The sequence below is a fragment of the Mycobacterium sp. 852002-30065_SCH5024008 genome, assembly GCF_001665645.1.
Lineage (GTDB): Bacteria > Actinomycetota > Actinomycetes > Mycobacteriales > Mycobacteriaceae > Mycobacterium > Mycobacterium paraffinicum.
This window is the reverse complement of the sequence record NZ_LZSZ01000171.1, coordinates 40,312-57,191: the sequence shown is the minus strand read 5'-3', so window position 1 is coordinate 57,191 and position 16,880 is coordinate 40,312. Positions and strand designations below refer to the sequence as shown.

Annotated in this window: 16 protein-coding genes; 5 read left to right on the top strand and 11 right to left on the bottom strand. The window is 66.6% G+C overall.

Annotated features, from left to right (window positions below; translation table 11 throughout):
* Positions 1 to 235 precede the first annotated feature (235 nt).
* Both A5781_RS21280 and A5781_RS21275 read right to left on the bottom strand, forming a co-directional pair.
* On the bottom strand, positions 236 to 958 hold the full coding sequence (locus A5781_RS21280; protein WP_067211402.1) for a DUF1906 domain-containing protein: 723 nt from the start codon (positions 956 to 958) through the stop codon (positions 236 to 238).
* 60 nt (positions 959 to 1,018) lie between these two features.
* Positions 1,019 to 1,921 (bottom strand): MerR family transcriptional regulator, encoded by a 903-nt coding sequence (locus tag A5781_RS21275; protein ID WP_067211399.1) that lies wholly within the window; start codon positions 1,919 to 1,921, stop codon positions 1,019 to 1,021.
* 40 nt (positions 1,922 to 1,961) lie between these two features.
* On the opposite strand from A5781_RS21275, the gene A5781_RS21270 reads away from it, so the two are divergent.
* Complete coding sequence (locus tag A5781_RS21270) at positions 1,962 to 3,113, top strand: SRPBCC family protein (protein ID WP_067211396.1); 1,152 nt, start codon at positions 1,962 to 1,964, stop codon at positions 3,111 to 3,113.
* Here A5781_RS21270 and A5781_RS21265 read toward each other — a convergent pair.
* Entirely contained in the window at positions 3,096 to 4,457 is a 1,362-nt protein-coding gene (locus A5781_RS21265; protein ID WP_067211394.1) for a lipocalin-like domain-containing protein, read from the bottom strand. The genes A5781_RS21270 and A5781_RS21265 overlap by 18 nt on opposite strands.
* A gap of 91 nt (positions 4,458 to 4,548) precedes the next feature.
* Between A5781_RS21265 and A5781_RS21260 the strand changes: the two genes are divergently transcribed.
* A complete protein-coding gene (locus A5781_RS21260) occupies positions 4,549 to 6,021 on the top strand; it encodes an aldehyde dehydrogenase (RefSeq protein ID WP_067211391.1) in 1,473 nt (490 codons plus the stop codon).
* Between the two features lie 3 nt (positions 6,022 to 6,024).
* On the opposite strand, the gene A5781_RS21255 is transcribed toward A5781_RS21260, so the two are convergent.
* The 5 genes from A5781_RS21255 to A5781_RS21235 all read right to left on the bottom strand — a co-directional run bounded on the left by A5781_RS21255 (position 6,025) and on the right by A5781_RS21235 (position 10,260).
* Positions 6,025 to 6,471, bottom strand: a complete 447-nt coding sequence (locus A5781_RS21255) for a MaoC family dehydratase (protein ID WP_067211388.1) — start codon at positions 6,469 to 6,471, stop codon at positions 6,025 to 6,027.
* Entirely contained in the window at positions 6,468 to 6,941 is a 474-nt protein-coding gene (locus A5781_RS21250; protein ID WP_197503832.1) for a MaoC family dehydratase N-terminal domain-containing protein, read from the bottom strand. The genes A5781_RS21255 and A5781_RS21250 overlap by 4 nt, the downstream gene beginning before the upstream one ends.
* A 62-nt stretch (positions 6,942 to 7,003) precedes the next feature.
* Positions 7,004 to 7,429 (bottom strand): nuclear transport factor 2 family protein, encoded by a 426-nt coding sequence (locus A5781_RS21245; protein ID WP_067211385.1) that lies wholly within the window; start codon positions 7,427 to 7,429, stop codon positions 7,004 to 7,006.
* A 95-nt stretch (positions 7,430 to 7,524) separates the two neighbouring features.
* Positions 7,525 to 9,111, bottom strand: a complete 1,587-nt coding sequence (locus tag A5781_RS21240; protein ID WP_067211383.1) for an AMP-binding protein — start codon at positions 9,109 to 9,111, stop codon at positions 7,525 to 7,527.
* 21 nt (positions 9,112 to 9,132) lie between these two features.
* Positions 9,133 to 10,260 carry an aromatic ring-hydroxylating dioxygenase subunit alpha gene (locus A5781_RS21235; protein WP_156624912.1) on the bottom strand — a complete coding sequence of 376 codons (1,128 nt, stop codon included), beginning with the start codon at positions 10,258 to 10,260 and terminating at the stop codon, positions 9,133 to 9,135.
* 152 nt (positions 10,261 to 10,412) lie between these two features.
* Here A5781_RS21235 and A5781_RS21230 point away from each other — a divergent pair, with 152 nt between their 5' ends.
* Positions 10,413 to 11,651 (top strand): cytochrome P450, encoded by a 1,239-nt coding sequence (locus A5781_RS21230; protein WP_067211580.1) that lies wholly within the window; start codon positions 10,413 to 10,415, stop codon positions 11,649 to 11,651.
* A gap of 60 nt (positions 11,652 to 11,711) precedes the next feature.
* Here the strand turns inward: A5781_RS21230 and A5781_RS21225 are convergent, their stop codons facing one another.
* Together A5781_RS21225 and A5781_RS21220 are read right to left on the bottom strand one after the other, a co-directional pair.
* Positions 11,712 to 11,903 carry a ferredoxin gene (locus A5781_RS21225; protein WP_067211377.1) on the bottom strand — a complete coding sequence of 64 codons (192 nt, stop codon included), beginning with the start codon at positions 11,901 to 11,903 and terminating at the stop codon, positions 11,712 to 11,714.
* A 17-nt stretch (positions 11,904 to 11,920) separates the two neighbouring features.
* Positions 11,921 to 14,305: a CoA transferase gene (locus A5781_RS21220; RefSeq protein WP_067211374.1), complete on the bottom strand. Its 2,385-nt coding sequence runs from the start codon at positions 14,303 to 14,305 to the stop codon at positions 11,921 to 11,923.
* Positions 14,306 to 14,404: 99 nt separating this feature from the next.
* Here A5781_RS21220 and A5781_RS21215 point away from each other — a divergent pair, with 99 nt between their 5' ends.
* On the top strand, positions 14,405 to 15,226 hold the full coding sequence (locus A5781_RS21215) for a FadR/GntR family transcriptional regulator (RefSeq protein ID WP_066958635.1): 822 nt from the start codon (positions 14,405 to 14,407) through the stop codon (positions 15,224 to 15,226).
* Positions 15,227 to 15,236: 10 nt separating this feature from the next.
* On the top strand, positions 15,237 to 15,956 hold the full coding sequence (locus tag A5781_RS21210) for an SDR family oxidoreductase (RefSeq protein WP_067211371.1): 720 nt from the start codon (positions 15,237 to 15,239) through the stop codon (positions 15,954 to 15,956).
* A gap of 3 nt (positions 15,957 to 15,959) precedes the next feature.
* On the opposite strand, the gene A5781_RS21205 is transcribed toward A5781_RS21210, so the two are convergent.
* The gene (locus tag A5781_RS21205) at positions 15,960 to 16,817 is read right to left on the bottom strand and encodes an LLM class flavin-dependent oxidoreductase (RefSeq protein ID WP_067211369.1); all 858 of its coding nucleotides are present in this window, start codon (positions 16,815 to 16,817) and stop codon (positions 15,960 to 15,962) included.
* Positions 16,818 to 16,880 lie beyond the last annotated feature (63 nt).

Below are 16,880 nucleotides of genomic sequence, written 5' to 3'. Positions count from 1 at the left end.
CAAACCTGCTGCGTGCAGGTGGTTACGGTCGAGTAGCTATAACTGCCCTGATCAAAGCAGTTTTGTTATGTAATCGTTATGTAAAAATTTCGAGCCCTGGAGTCGCGTCGAGCGCGCTTCCGTCGCGTCATCGAGGTGGCCCACGCGCCCGCTGCGCCGGAGAATGAGCGAACGAGTGTTTGCTGGGATCTCTAAGGGTCGCGGCCGGACGGTGGCCGGAGAGGGTGCAAGGAGGCTAGGCCCACTGCCCGAATTCCGGCTTGAGGATCTCGTTGATGTCGACCCCGACCCCGCCAACGCTGCGTTTGTCGATCTCGACCTGGTGTAAATGGGCGGCCGGGTGGGCGAACCCCTTGGGTGAACCCCAGTTGTGCTGCCAGAAATAAGTGCCCAAACCGTCGTGCAGCGCCCAGTCGATGGTCTTCGAATTGGCGTACACACCTGTGCGCTGATGACCGATCACCGACTCCCAGGACCGCAGGTAGGGAGCTATCTGCTGTTTGTACTGGTCATAGGACGGGTCGTCGTCGATGGAGGCGTAGATCGGCGCGCTGGCGGGCCCGCCCGCGGCGGCATGCAGTTGCATTCCGCGCTGCGCGTGCTGGAGACCGGCGTTGGCTCCGCCGAGCCAATCGGCGGTGTTGCCCTTGCCGTACTGGTAGCACGAGACGATCTTGAGTCCATTGCTGTTGAGGTCACGCGCCTCGGCGACCTGGATCGGCTTGCCCAGCATCCAGTTGCCGCCGGGGCGCCGGTCCGACACGTACCTGATCGAGCCCACGGCGCCGGCGGCCCTGATCTGGCTGGCTGGGATGACCCCGGCCGCGTAGTCCAACAAGGTGCCGAGCGACGCCGACGCAGGTGCCGGACGTAGCGACGCACCGGCAACGCCCAGCCCCATCAAGGCAGGGGCCGCTGCGGCCAATTTGAGTACGTCGCGTCGCGAAACCGATGACACAAGCGTCAGAGTACGACAGGAACACCACCTGACACATTGACCACACGGGTCACATCTGCATCACGGTGGCGCATCGTTGGTTTGGGTCCGCGGCGCAGTGGGCAGCACGATGACGCTCACGGCCTCCAGGCCGCGGCGAGCGGTCTGACGAGCGATCTCTTCGAGGAAGTGGGCGGCCGCGGTGTTGATCGATCCCGCCCATGCACGGAACCCCTGCACGATCACGGGGTCACGCTCCAACGACGGCTGCACGCCCCGAAGCACGTTGACCACGTCGTCGGGCAGCGGGTCGGCGAGCTGCCGGTCGATCCAGCTCTGAGCGAGTTCCGTTGCGGCCGCCCGGTCGTCGCCCAGCCCGATCACGTCGCCGGTGAGGTTGCGCAACCGGTCGAACAGCACCTGACGTCCCGGGGTCTCGGCCAATTGGGCCAGCAGGGTGCTGGCCGCCGGCGGTAGCACCATCTGCCCGAACAAGACCGGTACCGGCAGGTCCCACTCGTCGAACAGGTCGGCATACATGGTGGCGATGGGCGCGGACAGGGGCGCGGTGAGCCGCCCCATGACCCCGATGCTGTCGCGGTGGGTGGTCGCCAGCCTGCGCAGGATGTCCTCGCTGACGTCGGAGTCGGCGCAATCGGTGGCGGCGCGGGATTGGTCGATGGCCGCGATCAACTGGTCCAACCGGTCCCGCTGGCGCATCAGCAATGTTCGGTGCTCGTCGAGAACACCCGCCAACGTGGTGCGCCCACCCGCGATCAAGCGCTGGATGTCATTGATGCTCACGCCGAGACTTCTCATCAGATCGATGCGCAGCAGGTCGAGCACCTGTTCCACGTCGAAGACCCGATAGCCGTTGGACAGATGCTCGGCGCGCAGCAAACCGATTTTCTCGTAATGGCGGATGCGACCGGAAGCGATCCCCGTCAGGGCCGTGACGTCGCCGATCAGCAACTGCTCAGCCACTCCTTGACCTTACAACTGTCGCAAGGTCTGTACTGAGCGGATGGAACGCGAGCAGCTGATCGATCTCACCCGCCGTGCCTTGAAGTTGGCGCGCGACAAGACCACCGATCTCGCCCCCGCCGAGCACCGCGTCGAGGCGACGTCCTATACGTCGGCCGGGCGCCACGACCGAGACCGGGCCATGATCCTGGCCAGCCCCCAGTTGGTCGGCTACGTCTCGGAGCTGCCCGCCCCCGGCGCCTACTGCACGAAGACGGTGATGGGTCGGTCAATCCTGCTGACCCGAACGGCCGATGGATCGGTCAAGGCGTTCGACAATGTCTGCCTGCACCGCCAGTCGCAGGTCGCAACCGGCTGCGGCAGCGCGAAGCGGTTCACCTGCCCGTACCACGCGTGGACCTACGACAACACCGGCCGGTTGGTCGGCCTGCCCGGCCGCGAGGGCTTTAGCGGCGTGACCGTCAAGGCCGACGGCCTGACCGAACTGCCCGCCGCCGAATTCGCCGGATTCCTCTGGGTCGCACTGGATCCCGGGGCCAGTCTGGATGTCGCCGCACACCTGGGCCCCCTGGCCGACGAGCTCGATTCGTGGGGCATCGGGCGGTGGGCGCCATTGGGTGAGAAGGTGCTCGACTGCCCGATCAATTGGAAGCTCGCGGTCGACACCTTCTCGGAGAACTATCATTTCGCCACCGTGCATCAGCAGACGTTTGCCACCATCGCCCGCAGCAACTGCACGGTGTTCGACGCGTTCGGACCGCATCACCGATTGATCTTCCCGCTCAACACGATCCTGGCACTGGACGACGTCCCCGAAGAGCAGTGGGACCCGTTCCAGAACATGGTGGTGATCTACGCACTGTTCCCGAACATCGTGTTGTCGGTGACTATCGCCAACGGCGAGCTGTTCCGGATCTACCCCGCCGACCGGCCCGGGAGATCGATCACCGTGCACCAGAACTCGACACCGCTGGACCTTTCCGACGAATCGGTCGCCGCCGGCGCGCAGGCCGTGTTCGACTACGCCCACGCCACAGTGCGCGACGAGGATTACCGGCTGGTCGAACGCCTGCAGACCAACCTAGAGTCCGGCGCCCGCGACCACCTGCTGTTCGGCCGCAACGAGCCCGGCCTGCAGCACCGCCACAACGCTTGGGCCCGTGCGCTTGGCGAGTCAGCCGCTCTCGGTTGACGCGTCGGCGGATAGCACCGCCACGAGGTCGTCCAACAGCGTTGCCAGCGGGTCGGTTTGCGCGGGACGCACCGTGGTCAACAGCCCTACGGCTTCGCGTCGGCGGCCGCGGGCCAGCAGCTGCACCAGCAGTCCCGCCGCCATCTGTAGGTCCCGGTCGGCCGGTTCCATGTTCGCGACGGTGGTGGCCAGCACCTCGACCAGCTCCCAGTCCCGATAGAGGGCCAGCGAGCGCTCGTTGAACGCGAAGCCGGTCACCGGCTGGCCCCACAGGGTTCCGCGATAGCGGTACGGGCCCTCCATGTATTCGATGGGCAGGCCGTGCGCGGGGGCGGGCACCAGCGGCTCCCCGACGATGTCGAGTTGCATGGTGCGGCAGGTGATCCGGTGCCGGTCCGGCATGTAGCGGGCGGCCGCCTGCGGCCGCACCAATGGTTGCACCGCGTCCGGCCACCGCACGTAGCTGCTGACCGTCACCTCGACGTCTTCGGCACACTCCGGCGGCATGCCCGGGTCCGGATGGCTCGTCGTCACACCCGTAAACGGCTGTAGCGCATTGCCATTGGTGCGGTCGAACTGCCGCCAGATGCTCAGGTCCACGCCGTTGTCGAAGTTGATGGTGCGCCATTCGTGGGATCTGGCCCGCGGGTCTCCCTCGGTCCCTCCGCCGCCGGCGTATTTCGGGAACCACTGCCGGTCGATGTGCCCGCTGCTGCCGGAGACCTGCTGGACGAGGTCGCCCCAGCGCAGGGTGCCCGTCATCGCCATGCCAGTCTGGAAATACGAGTAGGTTTCGGTCTGGCCGAAGCAGCAGATCTTCCCGTTGTAGGTCGACGCACCCACCGGTGTCGGTGCACGCGTTGGTGTTATGGCCAGGTCCAGCCGCATGGGCCGACCCGACTGGTCCTCGCCGACCAGGCTGACGCGGTACGTGTAGGGCAGCAGCTCTCCATCGCCGTCGCGGCAGGTGGTCCACGACGCGGTGCCCGCCGCGCTGGAGTAGTGGATGTCGAGATGGCCCGGGGCCAATGTCAGCTTGCGCCGCGCTCCGGGTTCCAGGTTCGCCGGCGGCATGTCGTAATCCGTGAAGGTGCCGTAATCGCCGGTGTCCAGATCGAAGAGCGCCATCGTGTAGAAATCGGCGACCAGGGTGCCGCCGGGCCGGTTCTTGTTGAAGATGGTCAGGAAGGCAAACGACCGGTCGGTCTCGGCCGCATCGAGCTGCCCGGCGATGAACCAGGTGTCCGACTCCTGATCCGGGTGTTCGCCCTCGGCGGCGGGGAAATCCAGTTGGGCGTCGCCGGGCACCAACTGGAACGGGTAACTACGCCAATCGCTGGTCATATCGGCCCTCGCTGCTTTTTTCGCTATGTTAGCGTCAATAGAGAAATCCCGGTCACTGGCTACTTGCGCCCAACCCTCGAGGAAGTGCCCGATGACAGAAAACTCTGGCCACCGGTCTTATGACGAACTCTTCATCGGGGGTCAGTGGCGCAAGCCCGCCAACCCCCAACAGCTCGCCGTCATCTCCCCACACTCCGAAGAACCGGTCGGCCATGTCCAGCTGGCCGGGCCCGAGGACGTGGACGCCGCCGTCGCCGCCGCGCGACACGCCTTCGACCGCGGGCCGTGGCCGCGGATGACCCATGCCGAGCGGATGGCCAAGGTCGAACAGCTCGCCGCGATCTACGCCGGCCACATCGAGGAGATGGCCGACCTGATCACCGACGAGATGGGCTCGCCGCACAGTTTCAGCCGAATGGGCCAAGCGGCGGCCGCAGCGTCGCTCATCCATCTGGCGTTGGCCGCCGCGCGCGAGTTTCCGTGGGAGGAACGGCGCCAGGGCGTGCTCGGCGAAGTGCACCTGCGCAGGGCCCCGGTCGGCGTGGTCGGCGCGATCGTTCCGTGGAACGTTCCGCAGTTCCTGATCATGCCCAAGCTGATCCCGGCGCTGATCGCGGGCTGCACGGTCATCATCAAGCCGGCACCCGAAACCCCTTTGGATGCTTTGTGGTTGGCGGAAATGATCGAGCAGCTGGACCTGCCCGACGGGGTGGTTTCGGTGTTGCCCGGTGGACCCGAGATCGGTGAGGCGCTGGTGCGCCATGCCGGGGTGGACAAGATCGCGTTCACCGGCTCCAGCGCCGTCGGGCGCCGCATCGCGGCCCTGTGCGGTGAACAGCTCAAGCGGGTGAGCCTGGAACTCGGCGGCAAGTCCGCGGCGATCATTCTCGACGACGCCGACATCGGCAAGACCGTCGCCGGACTGAAGACCGCCGGCCTGATGAACAACGGCCAGGCGTGCGTCGCCCAGACCCGCATCCTGGTCAGCGATCGGCGGCACGACGAAGTCGTCGACGCGCTGGCCGACATGATGTCGGCTCTCAACGTCGGCGATCCGTCGGACGATGCCACCGACATCGGACCCCTTGTCGCGCAACGACAACAACGCCGCGTCCAGGACTACATCAAGTCCGGCCAGGCCGAAGGCGCCCGCGTCGTCCTCGGTGGCCAGGACAGCCCGTCAACACGTGGCTGGTATGTGCAGCCAACGCTGTTCGCCGACGCGACCAACGACATGCGCATCGCCCGGGAGGAGATCTTCGGTCCGGTCCTGACCGTGCTGCGCTATCGCGATGAGGACGACGCCATCCGGATCGCCAACGAGAGCGACTACGGCCTGGCCGGTTCGGTGTGGACCTCCGACATCGCACACGGCCTGGAAATCGCGGCGGGCGTGCGCACCGGCACGTACGGCATCAACATGTACACGCTTGATATCGGCGCCCCGTTCGGTGGGTTCAAGCAGTCGGGCATCGGGCGCGAGTTCGGTCCGGAGGGCCTCCACGAATACGTCGAGCTGCAGACGCTGGTGTGCAAAGGGCAGCTGCCGCCGCTATCCGGCTGACGCTCAACCACTTTCGGGCATCTGCAGGGTGAGCTCGACCGGGCAGCACAGCGCGCCGTGCTGGTTGCTCACCTGGATCTCGATGTCGACGAGGCAGCGCGGCGGGTCCACCGAGGTGTCCCGCCGCTTGGCCACCGCGCGTCCCCGGCCGATCATCGTGTCACCGGCATACACCGAGCCCGCCAGCCGCAAGGAGCGCCGCACCACCCGGCTGCTCGGGCCGGCCCAATCGGTCGCGACGCGGTCGGCGAAGCCGGCGAGGTGCATCGTGTTGACGTAGATCGTCGGATTGCCCTGGCGCTGCGCGTATTCGGGGTCGAAGTGGCCCGGGAAGTAGTCCCACGTCGCTCCCGCGTTCTCCACCACTCGCTGGTAGCTGATGTGGTCGACCACCTCGGGCAGGTCGACGGGAACGGTGATCTCGTTGAAGTCCAGGTCGTCGCCGGTCACGGGGATGCTCCGGGCGTGAAGCGGAACAAAGTGTTCCGGCAGGTGGCAACCAGGGTTCCGTCCTGGCGGCGGTAGGTCTCCAGCGTCTCGACGAAATGGCCCACGCCCAGCCGCGTTCGCTTCTCCGGCGACACCGACACCAGCTCCTCGACGACGGTAAGGACGTCGCCCTCAACGATGGGCACCACGAACTCGACATCGTTGGCCGCGTTGATGAACGTGGTGCCCGGCAGCGGCACTCGCAGCACCAGGGACGCCGTCGGCGGCCTGCCCTGTGGCTGCCAGGGCGGAGGGATCAGCCACCCCATCAGCAAGGCCGGGGGCGCCAGCAGCCCTCCCCATTTCCGGTGGGCGAACTCGGCGTCCCAGTAGGACCGATTGCCGTCGTGGACCATCGCGGCGAACAACTGGATGCGTGCACCGCTGACCGCCGTGGCCGCGGTGCGCGGCTCGCTCGTCGCGCCGACCATGCGCAGCGCGTCTTCATAGGTGCCGAAAGCCAGCTGGTAACTGAGGTCCGGGTCCACGCGGCTCACATAACGAGCGGGTGCCGACTGGGCACCGAATCCCATTGCAGCGCACGGGAAGTGAAGTACCAGCCGCCACGCTCGTAGATCAGCGTGTCCCGGAATATCCCCGTGGCACGCAGCGTGGTGTCGCCGTACATGCTGGCGAAAAGCAAGACGACGCAACGCTGGACGGCGTTGACCCCGTCGACCCGGATCTCGTGGTCGACCGTCACCAGCCGTTGTCCGTCGCCGCCGTCGAACGCCGCACGCAGATCGTCGAACGTGTCGCCGTCACGTTGGTAGGTGGCGCCGGCGTGGCGGAACGTGGCAATCCAGCGCTCGCGATCGCCCTCGGAGTATGCCCGGTTATGGCGGGCGTTCAGATTGAGGATGGCAGCGCGGCCCGTGGCGGCCTGCAGCATTTGCTGTTCCTGATAGGACATGGTCATTTCGGTCTCCAGCCTCTCCCGGGAAACGACTGCCAACGAGCGGACGGATGTAACGATAAAGTCACTTGCCGACTAATACGTAACATTAACGTAACTTACCGGCTAACGATATAGCCCTGAGCTTCACGATCCCACGCCTCTCGAGTCACCCCCCGCTCGCGCAACAAGTCCTTACGTATCCGCCCGATGACAGTCTTCGGGAGTTCACTGACGGTCTCCACGTATCGGGGCACGCAGAAGTACGGCATCCGCGCCGAGCAGAAATCGAGCAGCTCGGCGTAATCCACTGTGGCTCCGGGTCGCAACGTCACGATCACCAGGATGTCGTCTTCGCCCAACGCGCTGGGTACCCCGACCGCGGCGGCTTCCGCCACGGCGGGATGGCTCGTGACCACGGTTTCCACCTCGATCGAGGAAACGTTTTCACCGCGCCGGCGAAGCGAATCTTTCGTGCGGTCGACGTATGTCAGGTTTCCCTCCGCGTCGAGCCGGCCGACATCGCCGGTGCGAAACCATTCCGGGTGTGGAATGACCCGCATGCCTTGCGCGACATAGCCTTCGCTCATCACGTGCGGGTACCGGGCCCGACAGGCGATTTCCCCGGCCGCGCCGGCGGGCACCGGGTCACCGCCCGCGTCGACGATCCGCACGTCGAAATTCGGATTGGGCCGGCCCGATGTTCCGGGCACCCCGTCGTCGGCCAGGGCCTTGACGGCGATCGGAAACGCCTCGGTCATCCCGTACATCGTGACGATGCGGCAGCCGTAACGCTTTTCGATGTCGCGATAAGCCTCGGCGTCGATCGGAGCCGCCGAGATGAACCGCAGCGGCAACTGGGCGTCACGCGGATCCGCGGGCAGGTTATGCAACATCGACACCATCGCGCCGGCGCCGGCGAAGCCGACGGCACCGCGGGCGCGTATGTCGTCCCACACCTCGGCGGGGTGAAACGCTTGCGCCAGCACAGTCGTCGCGCCGAGCAGCATCGGGGCGAGCACGCTGGGGGCCGCGCTCAAGTGAAACAGCGGCATCGCCGTCCACAGCACCTCCCCCGCGCGCAATCCCCAGGCCGAGGCGACCGTCGCGGCCACCGTGAACAGGTAAGGCCAGGTCGTGGCAACCGCCTTCGACGACCCGGTGGTGCCCGACGTGTAGAAGAGACAGCCCACGTCGTCCGCCGCCGCGTCGACGTCTGCGACCGCACGGGCGCCGCCTCGGCTCAACTCCACGTCAACTGAATCACCTTGCAGCACAACGGTCGGCGCGACCTCCAACGCCCCGGCAACCTCGTCCACCCGGGGCCGGCGGTCGGCGTCGGTCAGGATCACCTTGGCCTGCGACAGCCGCAGGGCGTGCAGCAGGAAATCCCCTTTGTTCGCGGCATTGACGGCGGCGCTCACCGCGCCGATACGCGCCGCTCCCAACCAGAAGTAGACCCATTCCGGGCAGGTTCCGGTGAACAACGCCACGCAATCGCCGCGGCCGACACCCAACTCCGTGAGCATGTTCGCGGCGGCGCAGGAGCGCTGCCGCATCTGCTCGAAGGTCACGTCAACGCCGGCGATCGACATCATCACCCGGTCGGGACACTGCTCGGCCCGCCGATCGAGCACGGCCGGGACCGTGAAACTTTCGACGCCGAAGTCGGCGGGCCCGAGAGGTCCGCTCCGGTCTGGACTCATGGGGCTTCCAGGGGCTTTCGCTCAGGCTTTCGCGGCCGCCGGGTCGGGCTCACCGTCGGCCGTGTACCCGAAGTCGGACGGCGACGGCTGCGTGCCCGGGTAGAAGCGGTGCGCCCAGCGGCGAAGGGCGGCATAGTCGTGCGCCTCTTCGGGAGCCAGGTTCGGCTTCTCCAGGTACTTCATGTTCTCCCACGTGAAGAAGTCCTGTTTGATGACCTCTTGCTGCAGCGCCAGGAACTTGGCCGCGCGACCGGTCGGCACGTCACCGGTGTCGCCGGGCTCGCGGACGGACGCCTGCGTGTAGAAGTAATCGGTGTAGTCCTCGTCGACCGGCGTCTGCCCGGTCACCTGAACCGTGGCCACCAGCTCGCTGGGGAAGCGGACGACCCCCAGCCCCAGCGAGTAGTTGTCGTAGATGATCTTGGCGTCGACCGGCCCATTGGGGGTCAGCCAGGTCGACGCACGGCCGCCGCCGAAATGGGCGTTGACGGTCGCGTGCAAGTGGTAACCGGACACCTCGAACGACGCGGTGGTGGCCGGATTGGCGGCCTTGTGCACGTATTGCACGTGATACGGGTCGGCGGCGTTCTCGATGATCATCTGCGGGTGCACCTTGACCCGGTTGATCATCTGCGTGTGCGGGTGCAGTGGGTAGTACTCGTTCGTTTCCAGCTCGGGCAGCACCGGGGGTTGCCAGTACGGCGCCCGCCCGTGCCGCTCGTGCCACACCAGCACGAAGCCGTACCACTCCATGCTCGGGTACGTGCGGATGCGGACGTTGTTCTTGCACCCGATCTTGCTGTACGGGATCAGCGCGTTGCTGCCGTCGCCACGCCAGCGCCAGCCATGCCACGGACAGACGATGTTCTCGCCCTCTACGGTGCCGCCGACGCCGAGGTTGGCGCCGAGGTGCTGGCAGTAGGCGTCCATCACGTGCACCTCGCCGGACTTGGTGCGGAAGATGACGAGTTCCTCACCGAAGTAGTGGGCGCGCTTGACCTGACCGGCGGCCAGGTCCGAGCCGAAGGCGACGATGAACCAGCCCGTCGGGAACCGATACGTCGACAGCGCAATGCCCGACTGCCCGAACTCGCGTTCCGATGGATCCCCGGCCGAATCCGACACCGGGTCAGAAATTGTGTGCGTCACAAACTCTCCATATCCCGCCAAGACCAAGGCGAGCCGAGCGCAACTTGGCCGCCCTTCACTCACCGCGGTTCGACGACAAGGTCTATTTTTACTATTTTAAGCATTGAACGTCAACGCGGCACCAGATGCGCCCGGGCAGAGCGGAGTTTCAGATGACGGCTGCGGCAGTGGACCTTTCCGATTTCGCCCTGTGGCGCAACGGGTTTCCCGACGAATTGTTCACGGATTTGCGCCGCAACCGGCCACTTTTCCGTCACGACCTGACCCCGGGCGTAGCCAAGACGGTCCAGCGCCAGTTCTGGGTGGCCACCAAGCACCGGCACGCGGTCCGGCTGCATCGCGATGTCGAGTCCTTCACCGCGGTCGACGGCCCGCTCATCCAGCCGGTCGGGATGTTCTCGTCGTACCCCACCATCATCAACATGGACCCGCCCGGGCTGAACAAGCGCCGCAAGCTGATCTCGAACGCGTTCAATCCGCGGGCGATCGCCAAGCTCGAGGACGGCATCCGGGCGAGGGCCGCGCGCATGATCGACCGCCTGCTCGCCGAGGGCGGCGGCGATTGGATCGAGGACGTGGCCGATGCCCTGCCGATGACGGTCATCGGCGACATCATCGGCATACCGGAGGACGACCGGCCCCGAATCTTCGACGGCCTGGACCGCATATTGAAGGCCAACTCACCGGAGGTGCAGCTGAGCCGGCAGGACGAAACCGACCTCTACGCCAACATCTTCGGGTACGCAATGGACCTCACCGCGGAGAAACGACGCAATCCCACCGACGACATCTGGAGCACGTTGGCGACCGCGGTGATCACCGGCGAAGACGGTGATCACTTCAGCTTGCCACCTCACGAACTCGAATTTTTCTTCTTCGTGCTGGCGTTCGCCGGCAGCGACACCACCAAGAATGCGCTGGCCATCGGGCTGCAGGCATTCGTGGCGAACCCGGAGCAGATCGAGCGCTATCGCGAGCAGGAAGCGCTGCGGCCCAGCGCCATCGAGGAAGTGTTGCGCTGGGCGTCACCGGTCGCGTACTGGACGCGCACCGCGAAGGTCGATGTCGAGATGGACGGCCAGCGCATCGCGAAGGGCGAGCGGGTGGTGTCGATGCTGCGTTCGGCCAACCGCGACGAGGAGGTCTTCGAATCTCCGTTCACCTTCGACATCGGTCGTCAGCCGAACCCGCAGGTGGCCTTCGGTGGCGGCGGGCCGCATCACTGCCTGGGCGCCATGCTGGCGCGCGCGGAACTGCGCGCCGTGTTCGACGAGCTGTTGTTGCGTTGCGACAACATCGCCCTCGGCCCGGCGAAAGTCGCTTATCCGAACCTGACCACGAACATGTCGATCTACGACGAAATGTCGATCTCGCTGGGCGAACGCGCATGATGATTGCTCGACTTCTTACTCGCGCCGTCCCCGTGCTCGCCGTCGTCAGGCGCTGATCCCTCAGTCGGTCAGCCGCAGCGCGGCCTTGGGGCACTGGTCCACCGCGGCGCGCACATCGATCTCCAGCCGCGGCGGCACGGGCCCGTCCGCGATCTGCACCACGTCCTCGTCCCCCAGCTCGAAGACTTCCGGTGCCAGCGATTCGCAGAAGCCGTTGGCCTCACAAAGGTTTTCGTCGACTGTCACCCGCATCAGATGCCCTCCACTTCTCACAGCCCCTTGGGTCGGGTCCCGATCACCCCGCTGGTTGCGAGGCGTGTCAGTTCTTCGCCGGTCAGCCCGCACCGCTCGCGCAGTATCTCTTCATTGTGCTCGCCCAGCCGCGGCGGTGGCCGCTGCAGCCACCTATCCTGGCCGGTCAACTGGGCGAACGGCGGGCACGGATAGAGACCGGCGCCGGTGCTGGGGTGGTCCAGGGTCTCCAAGAATCCCCGATGGCGCAGTTGGGGATTCTCGATGACCAACGACGGCGACACCACCGGCGCGGCGGGGATGCCGGCGGCGGCCAACCGCTCCACCGTCGAGTCGAGGGGTTGGCGGGCGAACCAATCCGCCAGCCGGCGATCGACGTCGTCGGCCCGCTGGCGCCGCCCGGCGGCGGTGGCCAGCTCCTCGTCGCACCACGCCGGTCGATCCATCACCTCGACCAGCGCACGCCAGTGCCGGTCGTCGCGCACGGTGACCGCGATCCAGTCGTCGTCACCCGCACACCGGTAGATGTTTTGGATCGAGTCGCCGTGACCGCGGTTGCCCCGCCGGGTCAGGGTTATCCCGAAGACCTCGGTTTCGATCGCCTGTATCGCGGTGGCGTTCAGCACCGTTTCGAGCATCGGCAGCTCGAGTTGCTGCCCCGACCCAGTGCGTTCGGCGAAATTCAGCGCGGCCAGCACGGCGAACGCGGCGTGCACACCGGCCAGCGGATCGCAAGCGCCGCGCGGTGTGACCGGCGGAGTCTCGGGCAACCCGGTCACCCAGGCCAGGCCGGCAATCTGCTCCATGGTGGGGGCGAATCCGACGCGGTCTCGCCACGGTCCGTCCAGCCCGAACGCGGGCATCCGGGCGACGACGAGCTTGGGGTTGACGTTCAGCAGCGCATCGGCCGTCAGGCCGAACTGGTCCATCACGCGCGGCGAGAAGTTCTCGATCACCACGTCCGCGCCGGCGGCCAGCTCGGTGAACAGGCGGCGCCCGTCTTCGGAGCCCAAATCCAGTGTGACGGAACGCTTGTTGGTGTTCATGGCGTGGAAGACCCAGCCGTATTCCCACCAATCGTCGACATCGGTGCGCATGCCGCCCGAGTATCGAATGCCGTCGGGTCGCTGTATCGACTCCACCTTGATGACGTCGGCCCCGAACGCGGCAAGCAGGTGGGTGGCCGCAGGACCGGCCCAGAACGCGGTCAGGTCGACAATGCGCACACCCGCCAGCGGCAGCCCGGCCGGCGTCGCGGACGCCGCGGATTCGCTTCGGGGCCAGACGGTCTCGTCATTGGCCTCGCCGAGCGCTGGGGCGGCCCGCGGCGGGGCGGGCGCGCACGCTGACATCAACCAGGGTGGCCGGGGCTGATGGAAGCCGGCGGGGGTGCGGACGAATGCCCCACGCTCGGTCACGTATTCCATCTCCCGGATCGTCGAACCGTTGCCCAGCGCCGCGATGGGCAGCCGGAACAGTTGGCCGAGCTCCACGATTTCCGCGACGGTGCGTTCGGCCAGCCATGGGCCGACCTGTTCGCGGATCAGGTCACGATAGGCCCACCTGCCGATCTGGAAGCGGAGCTGTTCGATCTCCTCGAGCTGCGGGCATTCGACCATGGCAACGAAGTCGAGCCATTGCTGGCCGGTGACCATGGTGATCCCGACGTAGCCGTCCTTGGCGGGCTCGATCGATGGCACTTCGAGCGTGCGGCGGATCGGGGGCACCCGCAGCAGCTGGGAGTGCAGCCATTCGCTGCTCTGCATCGCGGTCAACGCCTCGAGCATGGACAGATCGAGGTGCTCACCGGGGCCACCGCGCTCGACGCGGCGGCGCACGGCCAAAACGCCGAACGCGGCGTAGACGCCGCCCATGTACTCCCCGAGGTCGCCGCCGATCGAGATGGGCGGCCCCGCCGGATCGCCGCGGAAGCCGGGCGAGCCCGCCCACGCCTGCAGGGTGAATTCGCTGGCTGCACGCTCGGCGTACGGCCCGGTCCAGCCGAAGTCGGAGATCGTGACGATGATTGCGCACGGACAGTCTGCCAGCAGCCGCTGCGGATCAACGCCCAACGCCGCGGCCTGCCCCCGGCCGGCACTGACCACCACCACGTCCGCGGCGGACAGTTCGGCGGAGAAGCGCCCGGCGTCGGGCGGGTAAGTCATGCTGCGCTTGCCGGCATTGAGGTAGGCGAAGAACGGCGAGCTCTCGCCGTCCGGCACCGGCGATCCGGTCGCGGAATACCGGCGGAGCCAATCGCCTTGCGGCGGTTCAATTTTGCACACCTGCGCCCCGGCGTCGACCAGCAGCTTCCCGCAGTAACTGCCGGCAATCCGGTCACTGATCTCGACGACACGCAGGTCGTGCAGCGGTGTGGGCCGGCTGTCAGACCGCTCGCTCACTTACACCCGCCCTCCCGATCGACACGCGATCGAAGAAGCTATTTATACCATTACTGCTAAAATAGCTAAGCCAGCGAGTTGCTATGCATCGAGGATCGGATGACCGCCTTGGGAATTGGGAGCGACGCCCGTCGCCGATTATCGGCGCCGCGGATCGCAGAAATCGTAGCCGACGAGTTGCGCCGCCAGATCATCAACGGTGACCTCGCCGACGGCGATCTCTTGCCGCGTCAAGAGGTGCTCGTCGAGCAGTTCAACGTGAGTCTGGTTTCCCTGCGCGAAGCGCTGCGGATTCTGGAAACCGAGGGCCTGGTTTCGGTGCGACGGGGGAACCGTGGTGGCGCCGTTGTGCACGCCCCGGCGAAGACCAGCGCCGCGTACATGCTCGGGCTGTTACTGCAGAGCGAGTCCGTAGCGGTCGCCGACCTCGGCATGGCCTTGCAGGAACTCGAGCCCGCGTGCGCCGCGCTGGCCGCCCGCCGGCCAGACCGGGCGGACACCTTGGTCCCAGAGCTGAACCGGGTCAACGACTCCATGGCCGAGAACATCGAAGACGGCGGGTTGTTCACCGAAATCGGCCGTGAATTCCACGATCTCGTGGTCCGCGGTTGTGGAAACCACACCATCATCGCGGTGGTCGGCAGCTTGGAGACGCTCTGGACCAGCCACGAACAACAGTGGGCGGACGAGAGCGCGGCGCGAGGCACCTACCCCTCGCTGGCCCAGCGCCGCGCGGTGCTCAGCACGCACGTCAAGCTGACCGAGACCATCGCGGAGGGCGACGTCGATCGGGCGCGCCGCATCGCGGGCCGCCATCTCGCCGACACCCAGACCTACGTGCTCTCCGGTCGGCACGATCAACGAATTCACGCGCTGTCGCCGCAGGCATTGTCGCGGACGCGGGATTTCCGCCAAACCTGAGAGGCAGCCCGTGAGAACCGCATTGGTCACCGGCGGCAGCGGCGGGATCGGCAAAGGGTGCGGTCGCAAGTTGGCCGAGCTGGGTTACGACGTGGTGCTGGCGGCGCGTCGCGAGGCCCCGTTGCGTGCGGCCGCCGAGGAGATCGGCGCGCGCCACGTCGTGGCCGATGCCTCGGATCCAGACGGATTCGCCGCTGCGACAAGCACATTGGAGACAATCGACCTCGTCGTCCACGCCGCCGGCACGCTGGGTGGAACGTACGCGCGCAAGCAGACGTTCGAGCAGTGGCGGACCATCATCTCGGCCAATCTGGATTCGTGCTTCGTGGTGACCGCCGCCGCCCTGCCCCGGATGCGCGCGGGTTCGCGGTTCGTGTTCATCTCGTCGTCGGCGGCGCACGAACCGATGATGGCGCGAACCGCCTACTCGGCGTCCAAAGCCGGGATGAACGCCTTCGCCCGGGCCTTGGCGCTGGAAGTCGACCGTGACGGCATCAGCGTCCACATCGTCACCCCGGGCCCGGTGGAAACCGAGATGCTTCAGGACGTTCCCTTCGAGATGTACGCCATCCAGGTCTCGGATGTGGCGGACGCGGTGGCCTGGCTGGACACCGTCGACCCGTCGGTCGACCTGCCGGAGATCCGGCTCAGCGCGGTCCAGCGCGGACCGTTCGCGCGGCCGCCGGTCGTCCCCACGGAAGCGCGGCGGCGCGCAGAGCAACGGGGTTGACGGCTACGGCGCCGGGAACGCTTTGATCACCGTTTCGCCGAACTCGTGCAGGGAATCGGGTACGGCGAAATCGGCGAACCACACGTAGAACCGCTCGACGCGCTGGGACACCAGCCCGGTGAAGTGGCCGATGAGCTCGTCGGCATCGCCACACACCAGCCCTGCGCCCAGGTTGCCGAATCGCCGCGTGTTGACCTCGCGCACCGTGTCGGGGTCGGTACCCGATCGCACGAACCCCACCATCTGCTGAACGGAGAGCCGGGCCGTGCCGGCCGCCGGGGCCAGCGTGGGCAACTTGTCGAGGTGGTTCGCCGGCAGGTTCCACCAATCCGCGTATCTGCGAACGAGTTCCATCATCCGGCGGCCCGTGCCGCCGAGGACCAGCGGTATCGGATGAGACCTCGGCGGGGCTTGCGCAGCCGAGCCGGCGCCCGGATCGTCACCCCAGTACTGCCGCAGCAGCGCCAGGTGCCGATCCAGCTGCTCGACCCTGGCGACCGCGTCCTGCAGGCCGACATCGAATCTGGTGAACTCCGCGGGCCAGGACCCCGCCCCGAGGCCCAGGTCGAACCTGCCCTCCGATGCATCCGACAGGGTGACGGCTTGTTTGGCCAGCACGGCGGGGTGGCGGAAGGCATCACAAAGCACCAGATGACCGATGCGCAGCCGCCCGGTCTTGGCCGCCACCCAACTCGCAATGCCCATTGCCTCCCAAATGCTTTCATCGGGCAGACCGGGCGCCTCGAGGTGATCGATGAACGCCATGCCGTCGAAGCCACTGGCCTCGGCGTGGCGTGCCCGCTCCACGATGTCCGTCGCCGACAGCCGCACCTGCGGCAGGAACAAATACCACTCGACCATGCACCCACCTATGCGTTTGTTCCTGTGCGATTGCGACAGGGCCGCTAGTTTACTATTTTTATT

Excerpts from the sequence above, each read along its gene's own strand:
- A5781_RS21215 (WP_066958635.1), top strand. The coding sequence starts at position 14,405 with ATGACCGCCTTGGGAATTGGGAGCGACGCCCGTCGCCGATTATCGGCG.
- A5781_RS21250 (WP_197503832.1), bottom strand. The coding sequence starts at position 6,941 with ATGGTCGGCGCGACGAGCGAGCCGCGCACCGCGGCCACGGCGGTCAGC.
- A5781_RS21260 (WP_067211391.1), top strand. The coding sequence starts at position 4,549 with ATGACAGAAAACTCTGGCCACCGGTCTTATGACGAACTCTTCATCGGG.
- A5781_RS21230 (WP_067211580.1), top strand. The coding sequence starts at position 10,413 with ATGACGGCTGCGGCAGTGGACCTTTCCGATTTCGCCCTGTGGCGCAAC.
- A5781_RS21240 (WP_067211383.1), bottom strand. The coding sequence starts at position 9,111 with ATGAGTCCAGACCGGAGCGGACCTCTCGGGCCCGCCGACTTCGGCGTC.
- A5781_RS21245 (WP_067211385.1), bottom strand. The coding sequence starts at position 7,429 with ATGACCATGTCCTATCAGGAACAGCAAATGCTGCAGGCCGCCACGGGC.
- A5781_RS21270 (WP_067211396.1), top strand. The coding sequence starts at position 1,962 with ATGGAACGCGAGCAGCTGATCGATCTCACCCGCCGTGCCTTGAAGTTG.
- A5781_RS21225 (WP_067211377.1), bottom strand. The coding sequence starts at position 11,903 with ATGCGGGTGACAGTCGACGAAAACCTTTGTGAGGCCAACGGCTTCTGC.
- A5781_RS21265 (WP_067211394.1), bottom strand. The coding sequence starts at position 4,457 with ATGACCAGCGATTGGCGTAGTTACCCGTTCCAGTTGGTGCCCGGCGAC.
- A5781_RS21205 (WP_067211369.1), bottom strand. The coding sequence starts at position 16,817 with ATGGTCGAGTGGTATTTGTTCCTGCCGCAGGTGCGGCTGTCGGCGACG.